This is a genomic window from Moritella sp. Urea-trap-13, from assembly GCF_002836355.1.
Taxonomy (GTDB): domain Bacteria; phylum Pseudomonadota; class Gammaproteobacteria; order Enterobacterales; family Moritellaceae; genus Moritella.
In genome coordinates, this window is record NZ_PJCA01000030.1 from 48,941 (window position 1) to 66,716 (window position 17,776).

Below are 17,776 nucleotides of genomic sequence, written 5' to 3' on the forward strand. Positions count from 1 at the left end.
GAATTAACCTGCATTAAATCGAATTAAAGCTAACATGATTACTCTAATCCGCTGTTAGCTTTAATTTATTCAGATGACTTGGTTGCCTCTTGTTCAAAATAAGAACCCGGTGCCGTAAATAAACGTTTCGTCGCATCTACCGGTAACTCTAAAACACCTCTAATAGCCCCTTTTGTTGCGCCCTTCGACGCATTTTCACCAATCTGATCACTGGCGTCTACCAAGGCTTCAACGCGGGTTAATGTCGGCGGTATATCCACACGTATTTTCTCTACCTGAGTCAAAATAGGTGGGATCAATAGGTTAATATCATCTACGCGCTTATTGACCGCATCCACACGGCTCAAGATACTCGGAACTTGCTTATTAACCGCATCAACTTGCTTTAATATTGCAGGTAATTCCGCGCGTACTGCGGCGACTTCAGACAAAATTGGCGGAACGGCAAGGCGAACAGCTTCAACCTCTTGTAAAATAGCTGGTATCGCCACACGGATGGCTTCAGTTTCAGCTAAAATGGCAGGCACACTATCACGCACAGCTTCGACTTCAGCGAGTATATTGGGGATGTTTTGTGTATTAATCGTGTCTATTTGTGCGACTATCGCCGGTATTTGTACCGAAAGATCATCAATTTGCTTTAATATATCCGGGAATGCCTTACGTACTTCGGTCACTTCTTTGGTTAAATTCAGCACCGCATAGGAAAAATAACTTAAGCTAGCGGCAATCAAGGCTGCCGCCAATACCGCTGATGTATTAAACTTTGTAGCCGCTTTATTTCCATTTTGTTGAGTCATAAATTCTCCCACATTTTACTTAAGCGAATATAAAAAAGGCAGTCACATATAACGGGACTGCCTTAGCATTTAATCAATTAACACGGCTAATCAAATTAGCACTGCAAAACTTATGGGCGAATTAAACCATCACCGATTGCAATCCACTTATAGGTGGTTAACTCTTCGAGTCCCATCGGACCACGAGCATGTAATTTTTGTGTTGATACCGCTACTTCAGCGCCTAAACCAAACTGGCTACCATCGGTAAAGCGTGTACTTGCATTGACGTAAACAGCCGCTGAGTTAACCGCATTCAAGAAACGCGTCGCATTGGTTAGGTTATCCGTTAAAATCGCATCAGAGTGCTCTGTGGAATGCTCTCGGATATGAACAATCGCGTCCTCAACATCGTCAACAACCTTTACACCTAATACTAACGCTAGCCATTCTTGATCAAAACAATCTGCTGTCGCAACATGCAAGTTCTTGGCATTAACGTTTGATAATGCAATATGGGCTTTTGGCTCAGCACGTAATTCAACTGCATTTTTTGCTAAGCGTACTGCTAACAATGGTAAGAAGCTGACAGCAATGTCTTTATGTACCAGTACTGTATCCAATGCATTACAAGCTGAAGGGCGTTGTACCTTGGCATTTTCAATGATCGCTAATGCATCTTCAACATTAGCAGACGCATCAACAAATGCATGGCAAATACCCATACCGCCAGTGATCACCGGGATAGTGCTTTGCTCTTGGCATAAGCGATGCAAACCAGGACCACCACGTGGGATGATCATGTCGACATACTTATCCATTTTCAATAGTGCCGTCACCAGTTCACGATTTGGATCCGCAATCACCTGAATTGCATCTTTTGGTAATTGCGCCTTTTCTAATGCCGCTTGAATAACATTCACTAACACGACATTTGAATGCACCGTTTCTTTACCACCACGTAAAATAGCAGCGTTACCGGTTTTTAAACTTAATGCCGCAATATCAATCGTTACATTGGGGCGGGCTTCATAAATCACGCCCATCACGCCTAACGGAATTCGACGCTTGGATAAACGTAAACCATTTTCCAATACCTTACCTTCAGACTCTGCGCCTACTGGATCAGGTAAGGCGATAACGCTGCGTACGTCAGCGATAATTGCCGCAAGTCTTGCTTCTGTTAATAATAGACGATCAAGTAACGCAGCGGTTAAACCGTTTTGTTTGCCAGCATCGATATCTTTAGCATTAGCGACTAAAATGTCTGCTTGGCGATTCTCAAGCTCACAAGCAATACATTCTAATGCATTATTTTTTTGTGCGGTTGTTAGCGTTGCTAATTCATAACTCGCAATTTTGGCTTTCTTTCCTAATTCTTGTAACACGGTATCTTCCTTAAAATAAAACTAAATCATCACGATGTATGGCAACAGCACCGTAGCCATAACCCAACTTGCTTTCGATATCACACGAATGACAACCCGCAATCGTTCTTAGCTCATCGCTGGTATAGCGACAAATACCACGCCCCAGGAGTTTGCCTTGTAATGTTTGTAACTGCACGATATCACCACGTTTAAAAGTAGCTAACACCTCAGAGATGCCTTTCGGTAATAAACTGCTGCCTTTTTGACGTACCGCATTAACAGCACCGTCATCAATGACAATAACACCCGATGGCGGTGGGCCAGCAAGGATCCACTGCTTACGACTTTCTAATGGGGTTATATGTGAAGGGAATAAGGTACCCACACGTTTACCTTCGGCAACACGCAATACCACATCTTCAGCAATACCCGCCGCAATAACAACATCAATGCCTGAACGACATGCTATTTCAGCCGCTTGTAATTTTGTTGCCATACCGCCAGTGCCTAAACCACCAACAGTGCCACCGGCTAATTGACGTAATTCATCATCAATCACATCAACAACTTCAATTAATTTTGCGTCCGGATTACTGCGAGGATCAGCGGTAAACAGACCCTCTTGATCCGTGAGTAGCATAAGCGTATCTGCATTAGCTAAAATTGCTGCCAGGGCTGATAAATTATCATTGTCACCGACTTTAATTTCAGCGGTTGCTACCGCATCATTTTCATTAATAATCGGCACAATGCGGTTATCTAACAATGCCCGCATGGTATCGCGCGCATTTAAAAATCGTTCACGATCGTCGAGATCTGCACGTGTTAACAACATCTGACCGACATTCAAGCCATAGATATTAAACAAGCTTTGCCAAATAAAAATAAGCTGACTTTGACCTACAGCGGCCAACATCTGCTTATTTGCCATGGTGGGGGCTAATTCAGGGGCGCCTAAATGCTCACGTCCAGCAGCAATCGCGCCAGATGTTACAACAATAATGTCATGCCCTTGTTTGTACAACTGTGCACACTGACGAACCAATTCAACCATATGCGCACGATCTATTTTAGCCGTGCCACTGGTTAATACACTGGTTCCTAACTTCACCACGATGGTTTTCTTAGCCATTTAACTCATTCTCGTTACTAACTTAATCAGTATTTTGACCTGAGAAACACTTTTATACAATAGCGGAAAGCTTGATAGGTGGGGAAAGTACAGCGAAACACTGTACTTTTATCAGATCTGACGCGGCATTGATTAACAAACCACAGGATCGAATCGAATTGATGAAAATAACGACATGATTAGGATGCTATGCAGCAGACAAGATCAGCGTTTTAGCCAAGATAGCGGAAGGTTTAAGGTTACAGTGCAATTGCTCGGTCAAACAAACAAATAACTTCTCATAAAATGCATTAAGCGATTGTGTGACATCCTGCTGAAACGTTTTCGGTATTGGCGTTACCATCCACTCACCAGCTTTATTATATGTGCCAAACTGATAGTGATATTCAAACGTATTGCCCACTAATTCCATCTCTAGCCACCAACCATAAAATTGGCGTTCTTCAGGCTCTGCATTGGCATCAATACAGACACTAAAACAATCGAAATAAAAATAGGTGGGTTGGCAATTATTCTCTCTTAAATAAGGGCCAAGCGCATTCAAAATACGAATACGTTTACGAAAATAAATCAAATCGGGATCAGTCGGTATTGCCATAATGATTATCTCTCATTTGTTGTTCGTGATGAGCGAGGCGTGATGAGTTAAGCGTTATAAATAATTCACTATAAATGTCGGGGGATAACTACTAAGTATAGTTGACAATAATGGATGGGCAAATTATACGACTAAATAACCTCCGTCTATCGGAATATAATACTGAAAAATGACAGTGTCGTAATTTACGACACTGTTTAATAACGAGAATACAGACTGACGTATATTCTCTATAATTTAATTAACCTTGTTTACAGATTGGCTCTACGAACTCAATAGCCATATCCCAAGGTAACTCGATCCAAGTGTCTTGGCTAATTCGAGTAACAAAGTCGTCAACTAAATGCTCACCAAGTGGCTTAGCATAAACAGTAACAAATTTAGCTTTAGGATACATGCTACGAATTGTCTTCGCCGTTTCACCGCTATCTACTAAGTCATCAATAATAATAAAACCTTCGCCGTCGCCCGGTGCTGATTTTAATACTGTCATATCACGCTGATGATCGTGGTCGTAGCTTGAGATACATACTGTATCAACATGACGTAATTCTAATTCACGCGCAAGAATAGCGGCAGGTACTAAACCACCACGGCTAACCGCAATAATACCTTTCCACTGTGTTGCTGGCAGCAGTTTACGAGCTAGTTTACGCGTATCACGCTGTAAATCATCCCAAGATACTATAAATTTATCACTCATTTAACCAACCTCTATATACACTTAGCGAACGAACTAATGTGTAGCTATATAAAATCATCAACGACGGGTTTATGCACAAAAAATTCAAATTTGCACACTCAATTTGTAACCCATAAAGATACCAGTACTTGACCATCAGGACAAGTTATTCGCTAGCATTTACCCCTTATGGAGCAGGATAAAGCGACAACTTGTTTACGGTATCGCAGAACTATAGATTAACACAGTACATTTGGAATATTCCTCTTTACTATCGTAATAAACTGGAACATCCTTTGTATCATGCTAAATATAATGATTAATTCCAATTAAGGAGCTACCCAAGTGGCAAATTTAAGTAATTTAGAACCGCAAGTTGTCTGGAATATTTTTGAGCAAATGTGTGCAAACCCACGTCCTTCAAAGCATGAAGAGAAAGTCTCTGCGTGGATCCAACAATTAGCGAAAGATCATAATATCGAATGCAAAGAAGATAAAGTTGGTAACCTTATCTTACGTAAAGCGGCCACTGCGGGTATGGAAGATCGCAAAGGTGTGGTTTTACAAGCGCACATGGACATGGTTCCACAGAAAAATTCTGACACTGAGCATAACTTTGTGACAGACCCGATCGATGCTTATGTTGACGGCGAATGGGTTACTGCCCGCGGTACCACATTAGGTGCTGATAACGGTATCGGTCTAGCGGCAAGCCTTGCGGTTATCTTCTCAGACAACATTGAACATGGTCCACTTGAAGTACTCGTGACTATCGATGAAGAAGCTGGCATGACTGGCGCCTTTGGTCTTGAAGCGGGTTGGTTAGAAGGTGAGATCCTACTAAACACAGATTCAGAAGACGAAGGCGAAGTTTACATGGGTTGTGCTGGCGGTATCGATACCACCGTATCTTTCCCTATCGAACGTGAAGACACCCCAGCAGATCACCAAACATTTGAAATATCTATTTCTGGCCTAAGAGGCGGTCACTCAGGTGTTGATATTCACCTTGGTCGCGGTAATGCTAACAAATTACTGGCTCGTCTGTTAAAAGAAGCTGGTCGTGATATGGGTGTTCGCCTGGTTGAGATTAACGGCGGTTCACTACGTAACGCCATTCCACGTGAAGCTTTTGCCGTTATTACGGTTGCGCCAACACAGCGTGAAGAATTTAAAGCGTGTTTAGAATTCTTTGCTAAAGCAGTTAAAAAAGAGCTTATAGCGACAGAACCTGATTTTTCAATCTCACTAATCCCCGTTCCAAATGAACCGACAGTGATTACTCAAGATTGCCAGACTCGCCTTATTGCTGCACTTAACGGTGTATTCAATGGTGTACTGCGCATGAGTGATGAGATTGAAGGTGTCGTTGAAACATCATCTAACCTTGGTGTAATTCAATCACGCGGTAAAACAGTGCATATCCAATGTTTGATCCGTTCTTTAGCTGACTCTTGTCGTCTTGATGCACAAGAAATGATCGCATCGGTATTTGAACTTGCGGGTGCCGAAGTGAAATTTGACGGTGCTTACCCAGGCTGGAAACCAGATACAAGTTCACCAGTGATGCAGATCATGCGTGATGTATATGAAAAAGAATTTGGTTCTGTACCAAAAATCATGGTTATTCATGCCGGTCTAGAATGTGGTTTATTCAAGACTTCATACCCAACAATGGACATGGCATCATTTGGCCCAACGATCTGTTTCCCACATTCTCCAGACGAGAAAGTGAAAATCGAAACAGTAGGCATGTTCTGGAAATACTTACTGGCGATCCTAAAAGCAATTCCAGCTAAGTAAGCGAAAACACGCTATACCGATTGCCTCACTTGCGGTGAGTCTTTAATCGTTATCACAAAGCCAAGTCTCGTACTTGGCTTTTTTGCAGCTAAAATACTAATATAACCTCAGGATTATAATGCTACAACGTCCATAAATGGTGATCACCTATGAATGAAATTCTCGAACTGCAGACCAATCAAGTGTCTTTTATCAGTGGTTTAATGGCTGGTTTTTCTTTATCTATCGCCGCTCAAATCTTACGTAGCCACCGCAAAAGTCTTTACAGCAGCATCACCCTACTGATGTTTACCCTGACTTCTTTACTCTTTGTTGTGGCGCTGTATATAGACGTACGTTTAAGTATTGAAGTGGCGACAATTACGACCTTCTCTGCAGCAGTATTAGAACAAATCAGTCAAGTACGTGCGATTGGTACCACGTCAGCTAGCGCGGCCTTGTTTTTATTCATTATCGCCATAGGTATGCTCACTTGGTTACAGGGGAAAGTTGCTGGGATATGCGGTACCCTACTCGCCCTCATCACCCTGTTGTTAGTTATCACCGCTAAATACAAAATTGATGCAATCGCACTTTTACTCCATACATAGCACTGCAGGCATAAACCTACTACTCACTCCTAACCGTTATGATTAATTCAATAAGACTAACATCAGGCGTATACCCATTGAGGGATGACGCAAGACAGTAATATTTGCTACAATTTAGTTATATATAGCCAATCCTATTTAAACAATAAGCGAGTGATGATGAAAAGAATGTCCATTTTAATAATCAGCCTAGCCAGTTGCTTGTCGACATTTACGGTACAAGCAACTAGCGCTGATGATGCGTGGGATGCATCTAAAGACGCAATGGGAGAAGCATGGGATAAAACCAAAGAAGCAACAAATAAAGCCATGGAAGCCGCGAAAGGCAAAACGGATGAGCTATTAGAAGAGAGTGCGGATAACAGCGATGAGTGGTTAGAATCCTTAAAAAAAGGTGCTGAATCCGGCTGGGATAAAACCAAACAGAAAGTTGAAGAGTTGCAAAAAGAATTAGATGAAGCCAAGAAATCAACAGCAGAAGATGAAAAAGAACAAAAACAATCGACACCTGAAGCAGCGCCGATTGATAACGCTATTCCTGAATGGCAAAAAGCTTAGTACCAACGAATTAGCACTAAGCTTTATTAACCAAGAAATAACTCAACGAGATAAACTGGAGATGGCTTAGCGATTAAATACCACTGCCACCCACTTCATCGATCTCTTCATGTAAACCACATTCACGCTTTAGACCAAAGAAGCGTGTCTCTTCTTCCGTCATGCCAGCTTCCAATGGTCGAGATGTATGCACATCGCCGACTGATACATAATTTTGCTCCCACAACGGATGGTAACTTAAACCGTTATCTTGCAAATAGTAATGAATTTCTTTGTTGGTCCAATCAATAATAGGCAAAAATTTAAAACAGCTATTTTGAATAGACAATACCGGTAATGCTTCACGACTTGATGACTGACTGCGACGTAAACCAGAGAACCACACTTGCGCACCTAATTCTTTCAGCGCGCGTTTCATCGGTTCAACTTTATTCAGCACATTGTATTGAGTAATACCCTCGACACCTTGTTCCCATAATTTACCATAACGCGACTCCTGCCAAGCTGCAGACTGGGGCGCGGTATATATCTGTAAATTAAGGTTTAGCTGATCCGTTAACTCATCAATAAACTGATATGTCTCGGGAAACAAGTGCCCGGTATCGGTTAAAATAACCGGAATATCAGCTTTAAACTGGGTTAACAAATGTAAGCAGACTGCCGCTTGGATACCGAAACTCGATGACAATACTAGCTTGTCACCTAATTCAGTCACAGCCCAATCGACACGTTGCTGTGCAGTCATTCCCTCTAGCTGAGCATTAACCACCGTTAAAGCCGCTTTCTGACTAGCCTTATCTAACGTTAATAATTCATCTAGGTTCAATTTAGCCATGGAAATCTCTCGACGCAATAATCACAGGTTGAATCACTTCACTACGCACCACAAAATCACCAAAGCGTTCATCAGCTAAGCCATTAGTTGCCCATTCAGCTATCAGGGTATCAAGAATCGATAAAATTTCAGCTTCACCAATATTCTCACGGTACATCTTGTTTAAACGCATGCCGTTATTCTTCGCGCCCAAATACATATTATATTTACCAGGGCCTTTACCAACAAAGCCAACTTCCGCTAGGAATGGACGACCACAACCGTTTGGACAACCCGTCATACGCATGACAAAGTGTTCATCTGGAATACCGTGTTTTGTTAACAGACCTTCCACTTTGGTTACTAATGATGGTAAATAACGCTCAGCTTCTGCCATTGCTAACGCACATGTCGGTAAGGCAACACATGCCATCGAATTTAGGCGTTGCTGACTTATCTCATCAGAATACAAACCATATAGACGTGCAAGACGCTCTATTTGTTCTTTATCTTGCTCTGCGACACCGGCAATGATTAAGTTTTGGTTGGCTGTCATTCTAAAATCACCTTGGTGGATCTTAGCAATCTCAACTAACCCGGTTTTAATCGGGTGGGTATCGGTATCAATAATACGGCCATTTTCAATAAACAGGGTTAAATGCCATTTATTATCTACGCCTTTGATCCAACCGAAACGATCGCCACGGGTAGTAAAGACAATTTCTTTTGGTACGGCAAATTTAATACCTGAACGTAATTCAACTTCTGCACGGAATTTATCAACACCGTTATCTTCAAGTGTATATTTCAAACGTGCACGTTTACGATCCGTTCTGCAACCCCAATCACGTTGTACTGTTAGCACCGCTTTCGCCACTTCAACTGCATCTTCAGGTTTAACAAAACCTAAGTCATCCGCTAAACGTGGGAAAGTGTTCACATCGCCATGAGTCGTGCCCATGCCGCCGCCAACTAAGACATTGAAACCAGCTAATTTACCGTTATCACCAATTGCGACAAAGTTTAAATCATTAGCATGAATATCAACGTCATTGTGTGGTGGGATCGCCACCGCAATCTTAAACTTACGCGGTAAATAAGTCGGACCATACATAGGCTCAACTTCATTACTCGTTACTTTCTCACCGTCTAACCATAATTCAGCATACGCATTGGTGTTAGGTAATAAGTCATCACTTAAACGAATTGCCCAAGCATAAGCTTCTTGATGTAATGCCGATTCAACTGGGTTCGGTGTACACATCACATTACGATTGACATCACCACAAGCCGCAATCGAATCGAGATTAACCGAGCCTAACGCTTGGATCAGTGGCTTCACTTGCGGCTTTAAAATACCGTGATACTGAAACGTTTGGCGCGTCGTTAAACGAATGCTGCCATAAATAGTAAGGTCACTAGCAATGCGATCTATCTCTAACCATTGCTGTGGTGTACAAATACCACCGGGAACACGAGCACGTAGCATAAAGCTATGGCGAGGTTCTAATTTTTGTTTCTGACGCTCGGCACGAATATCACGATCATCTTGCTGATAGAAACCATGGAATTTAGTCAACTGCATATCATCATCTGACAGTCCGCCAGTGATTTGATCTGCCAGACCTTCAGCAATGGTGCCGCGTAAAAGATTACTTTCGGTTTTGATGCGTTCGTTAACCGCTAATTTTTTGTCGCTCATCAGTAAACATCCCTCTGATAACGTTTATTTCGACGTAGTTCAGCAACATACTCTTCTGCTTCGCTACGCGCTAATTTACCTTGATCTGCTACAATTTCGATCAATGCTTCATTGACATCTTTCGCCATTCTATCGCCGTCGCCACAAACATAAACATGTGCACCTTGCTCTAACCAGGCATACAGCTCTGCAGCATTTTCACGTAAGCGATCTTGTACATAAATCTTTTCAGCTTGGTCGCGTGAGAACGCTACATCCATCTTAGTTAATAGACCTGATTTTAAATAATCCTGCCATTCGGTTTGATACAAGAAGTCATCAGTAAAATGTTGGTTACCAAAAAATAGCCAATTATTACCTGTCGCTTCACGTACATCACGTTCTTGTACAAATGCACGGAATGGCGCAATACCCGTACCAGGACCAACCATGATCACAGGGGTATCATCGTTACTTGGTAGACGGAAGTTATCGTTGTGTTCAACAAATACTTCAATCTCAGCACCTTCTTCAAGACGCTGGAGGAAGCCTGAAGCGCCACCAATACGTTGCTCACCACTTTGCTGATAATCAACTACAGCAACGGTTAAATGCACTTCACCTTCAGCCTCATTAGGGCTTGAAGCGATTGAGTAAAGACGTGGCGTTAACTTGCGTAATCCACTCAGTAACTGCGTGGCAGTTAATTTAGCTTTCTTCTCGTCAATCACATCTAAGATTTGGCGGCCATAACAATAATTACGTAGCGCGGTTTTATCATCGAGCAATTTAGCTAATTTTTTCGAGCCAGATAGTTCAGCATAAGCCTGAACAAAGCTTGGGTAACTCTGCGTTAACTCGAAACGATTAATCAATGCATCACGTAAACTTTGCGTTTCATTGGCTAGCGTAACGATTTCGGCACCATCTAATTCTAATTGGTCTAGAATCGCATCGACAAGCACAGGATCATTCTTAAACCAGATCCCTAACGCATCACCTGCTTGATAGCTAATACCAGTATCTTCTAATGCAATCTCAACGTGGCGGATGTCTTTATCGGAAAAACGGCCGGTGATCTTTTGATTGATTAATAACTCGGTTTTAAACGGCTTCTTTTTCGAATAGGTATTAGCAACGTGATTTGACGCTACTGCTGCAATCGGTGCTGCAGACGTTATGGCTTCTTTTAGCGTTGCTTTAACCGCTGCCAGTGCAAGTTCGCTCCACGTTGCCACTGCGTCATCATAATCAACGTCGCAGTCAGCACGTACGACAAGCGCTTCTGCGCCTAGCGCCGCTAAACGATCATCAAATTCTAAACCAGTTTGGCAATAGAATTCATAACTTGAATCACCTAATGCACAAACACTGTATTTAAGTGCTGGTACTTTAGGGGCTTTTTTAGAGGCTAAAAATTCATGGAAGGTAACAGCATCATCTGGTGCTTCGCCTTCACCATTAGTACTCGCAACAATTAATAAGTGCGATTCTGTTTTCAATTCTTTGGCTTTATAATCGCCCATATTCACAAGTCGGGCTGCAATGCCTTGTGCTTGTGCTTGCTCAAAAAGCTCCGTTGCCACACCTTTGGCATTACCGGTTTGCGAACCAAATAAAATAGTCACGCGTTGGGCTGGTTGAGATACCGCGCCTTGTGCCTGCACTTGCTCTCCAGATGCTTGGCTGATCCCTGCCAAATATCCACTTACCCATGCGGTTTGCGTTGGAGACAAATCGTTAAGTGCCAATTGCAATTTCGATAACTGCGGCTCACTCAACGGACTCGTTAATGATGATAGTTCCTTTAATAGCATATTACGGCTTCCACTGTGCTGAATTAATTCAAGATTAACCACTGTTAAGGATAACCACAAAGAATAAATAATGATTTTTTATTCCATTTAGTTATATAGAGCCAGATTGACTTGTCCCTATATTACAAATAAACCACAAACACGATTAACATAACTATTACCTACCATTAACATTAGCAGTTCAATTCAAGTGCTTTACATGGCAAAATAGTGCTCTCAAAACACCATTATCAGGATGACAAAATGGCTACTTACTTACTCATTGAATTGAATGCACAAGGCGTACTTACGTTAACCCTCAATCGCTTAGATAAGCTCAATGCATTTAATGGGGCGTTTTATACCGAGTTAGCCGAGGCTTTTCGCCAAGCAGATAACAACCCAGAGGTACGTGTGGTGATATTACGCGGTTCAGAGAGTTGTTTCTGTGCCGGTAATGACATGGCTGACTTCATGAATGGTATGGATTTTTCTAAAGACCAGCCACTGGTGCAGTATATGCTGGCATTATTACACTTCTCAAAACCAGTGATCGCCGCCGCCGCAGGTCCTGCTGTCGGTATTGGCACCACGATGCTCATGCATTGTGATTTAGTCTACCTAGCCGATAACGCCGTACTACGCTTGCCATTTACTGATCTTGCTGCCGTACCTGAATATGCTGCTAGCCTGATATTACCGCGCCTAGCTGGACATCAACGCGCCGCCGAACTAATGTTACTAGCAGATAAATTTGATGCCCAAACCGCATTGGAAATCGGCCTTGCCAATAAAGTACTGCCAGCAGATGAATTATTTGCGATGGCTGAAAAAAGTGCATTAAAATTAGCCACGAAAGCGCCAGCATCACTGCGTAATACCAAAAAATTAATGAAAGCTGAACTGATTAGCAAAATTGAACAAGTGATCCACGTTGAGCTTGAGTACTTCTCTGCGGCACTTGAGAGCGAAGAATCTAAAGAAGCGGTATCGGCTTTTATGCAAAAACGTAAGCCAGATTTTTCACGATTTAATTAACCGCATCCCAAGTACCTATTTATAGCTACTCAATATGCTTCTATTGAAAACTCACTGACGAAATTATTGATATGACGCAAAGTAGAACAAAAAATAGTGCTTTGTTTTCTGTTCTACTTTACCTATCAAAGCGGTCAGCGCATAATTAAGCCTTATACATGTTTATATCCGCATAGCGGTGTAATCCACTATTAGCTAGCAACGACGCAATAGCATGTGATGTTTATATTTGAAGCGGTAAATAATAATGATAACAAACAGTGATGGTTATATTCAGCTAATCCACTTTTTAGCGGATAACTTAGCTATTTTTGAACACCATAATCAGCAAGCGGCGTCTACAACAGACACAATTGGCGATATTTTTTCTGAACATATTGCCAATAATACAATGATGGTATGCAATCAGCATCAACAGCTTACTGAAAAACACCGTTTTATCGTCATCCGCGAGATAGACGCCATTGTCGGTGATTTAGAAGAAGTATTATCAAGTGCTTGGGACATCTCACCGAGTCATGAGCAAATGGCATTTATCGAAGAATTTGTTGGTTTAATGAAAAATTTATTTGATAGTGAATTATCTAAATTAGTATAAACGCTAGATGAAAATAATGAATTAAAGCAAAATAAAAAGCCAGCTCACATAACATGAGCTGGCTTTTTTATACGCATAAAAGCGGGATTATGCTTTTAAACAACGTTCGCCACGAGCGATACCACAAACACCACTTCGAACAACTTCTACAATCTCAGTGCTCGATGCTAATGTTTGGATAAAGGCATCAAGCTTATCGCTATCACCTGCAAGTTGTACTGTGTACAAAGAATCAGTGATATCGACGATTTGACCACGGAAGATATCCGATGTACGTTTGACTTCTGCACGCACAAAACCAGCTGCTTTAACTTTAATCAATAACAGCTCACGTTCAATATGCGGACCTTCAGTAAGATCGCTCACCTTTAGCACGTCAATCAGCTTGTTTAATTGCTTCATGATCTGTTCGACAACCGCGCGGTCACCGTTGGTAACCAAGGTTAAACGCGACAATGTTTCATCATCTGTCGTAGAAACAGTCAAAGACTCAATGTTATAACCACGTTGTGAGAACAAACCAACGATACGCGACAATGCACCCGATTCATTTTCTGTTAATACTGAAATTATACGTCTCATGAGGTGGTTTTCTCCGTCTTACTTAGGTACATATCATCCATTGCCCCGTATTTAATTTGCATCGGATATACATGCTCTTCCGGATCAATAATAATATCCATGAATACCACACGATTTTTATTTTCTTCCGAGAAACATTCAGCAAAGGCTTTATCAAGATCTTCAGGTTTACTCACCTGAATACCAACATGATGATAAGCTTCAGCTAATTTAACAAAATCAGGCATAGACTCCATATAAGAATGAGAGTGACGACCATCGTAAAACATTTTCTGCCACTGCTTAACCATGCCTAACGCACCATTATTCAGGGTAATAATCTTCACTGCGATACCATACTGCAGGCAAGTTGATAGTTCTTGAATATTCATCTGAATAGAACCATCACCAGAAATACAACATACTACTTTTTCTGGGTTTGCAATTTTAGCACCCATTGCAGCAGGGAAACCAAAGCCCATAGTCCCTAGTCCACCGGAGTTAATCCACTGGCGTGGTTTATCATATGGATAATACAAGGCACCAAACATTTGATGCTGACCTACGTCCGAAGCAATGATGGCTTTACCGTCAGTATGTTTGTACAAGGCTTCAATTGCCGCTTGTGGCTTAATCGATGTACCAGTTTCATAGCTTAGGCACTGCTTAGTACGCCAGCTATCAATTTGTTTCCACCACGCAGCACGCTCTTCTTCATTGGCGGTAACATCCAATTCTGCAATAATCTCCAGCATCTGCTCAACAACCACTTCGATAGAACCAACAATTGGAATATCCGCATGGACTGTTTTAGAGATTGATGTTGGATCGATATCAACATGAATAATTTTTGCTTCTGGGCAGAATTTATCAATCGCATTGGTCACACGATCATCAAAACGTGCACCGAGACAAATAATAAGGTCTGAGTTATGCATGGTTTTATTCGCTTCAAACGTACCATGCATACCTAACATACCGATATTTTGTGGGTGTGTGCCAGGGAAAATACCCAGCCCCATCAAGGTATTGGTAACCGGTAAATTTAACTGTTCAGCAAACTTCAGCACTTGTGCTTCAGCGTTTGCAATTACTGCACCGCCACCGACATAAAGTACTGGTTTTGTAGCCGTTGCAATTGCTTTAACAGCTTTACGCACTTGGCCTTTATGACCCGATGTAACTGGGTTATATGAACGCATAGACACGTTCTCAGGGTATTTGTACGGATATTTAGCTAATGGGTTTTGCGTATCTTTTGGTAAATCAATTACCACAGGTCCAGGACGACCTGTTGACGCGATATAAAATGCTTTTTTGATAGCTTCTGGGATCTCAGAAGCTGTTTTACATAAAAAACTGTGTTTTACGATAGGGCGAGATACACCCATCATGTCCGTTTCTTGAAATGCATCGTTACCGATCATTGAAGTAGGAACCTGACCTGATAACACAACCAACGGAATTGAATCCATATACGCAGTCGCAATACCAGTAATACAGTTTGTTGCACCAGGTCCTGATGTAACTAAGACCGTACCAACTTTCCCTGTTGAACGTGCATAACCATCTGCAGCATGTACTGCAGCTTGCTCATGACGCACTAAAAAATGTTCAATTTGACTTGATTCGAATAACGCATCATAAATATCAAGAACAGAGCCACCAGGATAACCGAAGATATGCTCAATACCCTCATCTTCCAGTGAGCGGATTACCATTTCGGCACCAGACAACATTTCCATAAGCAGGCCCTCCCGGCCCATTTCCTAATTCTAGTTTGACAACTGTCCACATTGTAACAAATTAGTTACAAGTTTAAACTTCCCATTGAATTAGATTTAACTTTATTTTTATTGGTTTATTTATTAAAATTAACAAAATAAAATCATCTTTAAAAGCAATATAAGAAATTAAATATCAAAAAAATTCATTATCATCACTTATAACGATATATTTAGGCCTGAAAGATGAGAGCAACGAAGACTTATTTACTAGCAAGGCTTTGATTTAAAATGAAAAATTTAATTTATAGAAAATTATCAGCGTAATGACACACTCTTACTTAAAAATGTTCCATATTAGCTAATCACTAAATAACCCAAGATATTTAGTTATGCTGATGGCCGTTCTATGGTTTCTACTTGCGCATTTTCATTTCGACTTGCTAACCACATATTTAACGTGGGTAAAGACATAGGTTTTGCATACCAGTAACCTTGGACTTTAGAACAGCCTTGTTTTAACAAAAATTCAGCTTGCTCCGGGTGTTCAATACCTTCACCAAGCAACTCTAACTGTAAAGCCTCTCCCATAGCACAAATACCTTTGACAATATTTTGGCTACGCTCTGAATCTACTATCCCTTCAATAAAGCTACGATCGAGCTTAATACCATAAAAATGAAATTTATGCAGATAACTAAAAGATGAATAACCAGTACCAAAATCATCAATCCATAGCTTAATACCTAAGTTATTTAATTCGCGTAATACCCGTAAATTATCGGTGCCAGCATTCATCAATGTCGTTTCAGTAATTTCAAAATGCACCTGAGCAGGTGTTAATGAATAACAGGCTAAAATGGCTCGTACATTTTGCACAAAACCATAATCTGCAAGCTGCTGAGGGGCGATATTAATAGCCACAAAATAATCGGGATTGGTTACCTGTAAAATAGATAAATCACTGCAAACCTGCTTAATGATCCACTGCCCCATAGGTACAATAAGACCCGTTTGTTCTGCCACCGGAATAAAATCGTCGGGGGGAACTAAACCACGAACAGGATGATTCCAACGAATTAATGCTTCAAAACCTAATTCTTTTTCTGTTGATATATCAATAACGGGTTGATAATAAATTTCAAATTCACCATTGATAATGGCCTGATTAAGCTCTTGCTCTAGATTAACTCGATATTCCAGTTCACGCATGTACTCAGGTTTAAAGAAGGCGACGCCATGCTTACCTGAATCTTTCACTTTATACATTGCCATATCGGCTTTTTTCAATAATGAGTCACTACAGGTGCCATGCTCAGGACTAATACTAACGCCAATACTGACACCGACAGAGATACGCTCACCAGACAATTCAATTTTACGGCGGATATTTTTAAGTAGTTGGTTCAAGATAGGCGCGATATCATTTTCATCTGATATCCCCATGATTAAAATGGCAAATTCATCACCACCAATTCGAAAGACATCCGTTTTATACCGGCTAGGTTGCAGAGAATATTCTAACGACAGCTTAATGCGTTGCGCGATGATGGCGATAACTTGATCACCGACATTATGCCCTAAAGTATCATTAATATTTTTAAGATCATCGAGATCCAAAATGCATAATGCAGTCTTGCCTTTGCCTTCTGCCATTCGGGTATCAAGTATTTCTAAAAATTTAAATCGATTAGCGAGTCCAGTACAATTATCTAAATATACCGACAAGTCCAACTCTACAAGTCTTCCTTGTAAGCGGGATAATTCCAGATTGGTTTTGCGAAGAACTCGCCTGTAATAACTTGCTTTATAGATACAAATAACACCTATAATGCTGACAATAATCGTCACGATGACAGCGTTAGGGGTTAAGATAATGGTACGGCGTAGTGCCAACAAAAACAACCAGATTGAATCACTCGAAAATGCTAATAAATAGACGGCCGAAAATAACATACATGAACCAGCTACGGCCATTAAGGTCAGTATTATTTTACGCCGTTGACGTGACAAATTACTAGTGTTGAGCTTGTCCATAATTAGCACTATCCA

The 17,776-nt window shown here is 41.2% G+C and carries 16 protein-coding genes; 5 read left to right on the top strand and 11 right to left on the bottom strand.

Annotated elements, in window-relative coordinates:
- Positions 1 to 65: 65 nt before the first annotated feature.
- From CXF93_RS07700 to gpt, 5 genes are all read right to left on the bottom strand, one after another.
- Positions 66 to 800, bottom strand: coding sequence for a hypothetical protein (locus tag CXF93_RS07700; RefSeq protein ID WP_101061846.1), 735 nt, complete (start codon positions 798 to 800; stop codon positions 66 to 68).
- Between the two features lie 110 nt (positions 801 to 910).
- Complete coding sequence (locus tag CXF93_RS07705; protein WP_101061847.1) at positions 911 to 2,167, bottom strand: glutamate-5-semialdehyde dehydrogenase; 1,257 nt, start codon at positions 2,165 to 2,167, stop codon at positions 911 to 913.
- Between the two features lie 10 nt (positions 2,168 to 2,177).
- Positions 2,178 to 3,281, bottom strand: a complete 1,104-nt coding sequence (proB, locus tag CXF93_RS07710) for a glutamate 5-kinase (RefSeq protein ID WP_101061848.1) — start codon at positions 3,279 to 3,281, stop codon at positions 2,178 to 2,180.
- 187 nt (positions 3,282 to 3,468) lie between these two features.
- Entirely contained in the window at positions 3,469 to 3,879 is a 411-nt protein-coding gene (gene crl / locus CXF93_RS07715; RefSeq protein ID WP_101061849.1) for a sigma factor-binding protein Crl, read from the bottom strand.
- A gap of 241 nt (positions 3,880 to 4,120) precedes the next feature.
- Complete coding sequence (gene gpt, locus CXF93_RS07720; RefSeq protein WP_101061850.1) at positions 4,121 to 4,582, bottom strand: xanthine phosphoribosyltransferase; 462 nt, start codon at positions 4,580 to 4,582, stop codon at positions 4,121 to 4,123.
- A gap of 324 nt (positions 4,583 to 4,906) precedes the next feature.
- Between gpt and CXF93_RS07725 the strand changes: the two genes are divergently transcribed.
- From CXF93_RS07725 to CXF93_RS07735, 3 genes are all read left to right on the top strand, one after another.
- A complete protein-coding gene (locus CXF93_RS07725) occupies positions 4,907 to 6,364 on the top strand; it encodes an aminoacyl-histidine dipeptidase (protein WP_101061851.1) in 1,458 nt (485 codons plus the stop codon).
- 149 nt (positions 6,365 to 6,513) lie between these two features.
- Positions 6,514 to 6,954 (top strand): phosphoadenosine phosphosulfate reductase, encoded by a 441-nt coding sequence (locus CXF93_RS07730; protein ID WP_101061852.1) that lies wholly within the window; start codon positions 6,514 to 6,516, stop codon positions 6,952 to 6,954.
- Between the two features lie 168 nt (positions 6,955 to 7,122).
- Entirely contained in the window at positions 7,123 to 7,512 is a 390-nt protein-coding gene (locus CXF93_RS07735; protein WP_232784141.1) for a hypothetical protein, read from the top strand.
- A 73-nt stretch (positions 7,513 to 7,585) separates the two neighbouring features.
- Here CXF93_RS07735 and CXF93_RS07740 read toward each other — a convergent pair whose 3' ends face one another.
- The 3 genes from CXF93_RS07740 to CXF93_RS07750 are packed head-to-tail and all read right to left on the bottom strand — an operon-like array spanning position 7,586 to position 11,824.
- Positions 7,586 to 8,347 (bottom strand): phosphoadenylyl-sulfate reductase, encoded by a 762-nt coding sequence (locus CXF93_RS07740; protein ID WP_101061854.1) that lies wholly within the window; start codon positions 8,345 to 8,347, stop codon positions 7,586 to 7,588.
- Positions 8,340 to 10,028, bottom strand: coding sequence for an assimilatory sulfite reductase (NADPH) hemoprotein subunit (gene cysI / locus CXF93_RS07745; RefSeq protein ID WP_101061855.1), 1,689 nt, complete (start codon positions 10,026 to 10,028; stop codon positions 8,340 to 8,342). The genes CXF93_RS07740 and cysI overlap by 8 nt, the downstream gene beginning before the upstream one ends.
- A complete protein-coding gene (locus CXF93_RS07750; RefSeq protein ID WP_101061856.1) occupies positions 10,028 to 11,824 on the bottom strand; it encodes an assimilatory sulfite reductase (NADPH) flavoprotein subunit in 1,797 nt (598 codons plus the stop codon). Before CXF93_RS07750 ends, cysI begins: the two co-directional genes overlap by 1 nt.
- 243 nt (positions 11,825 to 12,067) lie before the next feature.
- Here CXF93_RS07750 and CXF93_RS07755 point away from each other — a divergent pair, with 243 nt between their 5' ends.
- Together CXF93_RS07755 and CXF93_RS07760 are read left to right on the top strand one after the other, a co-directional pair.
- On the top strand, positions 12,068 to 12,841 hold the full coding sequence (locus CXF93_RS07755) for an enoyl-CoA hydratase (protein WP_101061857.1): 774 nt from the start codon (positions 12,068 to 12,070) through the stop codon (positions 12,839 to 12,841).
- Positions 12,842 to 13,088: 247 nt separating this feature from the next.
- The gene (locus CXF93_RS07760; protein WP_101061858.1) at positions 13,089 to 13,439 is read left to right on the top strand and encodes a DUF3802 family protein; all 351 of its coding nucleotides are present in this window, start codon (positions 13,089 to 13,091) and stop codon (positions 13,437 to 13,439) included.
- Between the two features lie 87 nt (positions 13,440 to 13,526).
- On the opposite strand, the gene ilvN is transcribed toward CXF93_RS07760, so the two are convergent.
- The 3 genes from ilvN to CXF93_RS07775 form a co-directional block, all read right to left on the bottom strand.
- On the bottom strand, positions 13,527 to 14,021 hold the full coding sequence (gene ilvN / locus CXF93_RS07765) for an acetolactate synthase small subunit (protein WP_019441678.1): 495 nt from the start codon (positions 14,019 to 14,021) through the stop codon (positions 13,527 to 13,529).
- A complete protein-coding gene (locus CXF93_RS07770; protein ID WP_101061859.1) occupies positions 14,018 to 15,745 on the bottom strand; it encodes an acetolactate synthase 3 large subunit in 1,728 nt (575 codons plus the stop codon). The genes ilvN and CXF93_RS07770 overlap by 4 nt, the downstream gene beginning before the upstream one ends.
- A 369-nt stretch (positions 15,746 to 16,114) precedes the next feature.
- The gene (locus CXF93_RS07775) at positions 16,115 to 17,761 is read right to left on the bottom strand and encodes a bifunctional diguanylate cyclase/phosphodiesterase (protein ID WP_232784142.1); all 1,647 of its coding nucleotides are present in this window, start codon (positions 17,759 to 17,761) and stop codon (positions 16,115 to 16,117) included.
- Positions 17,762 to 17,776: the final 15 nt, after the last annotated feature.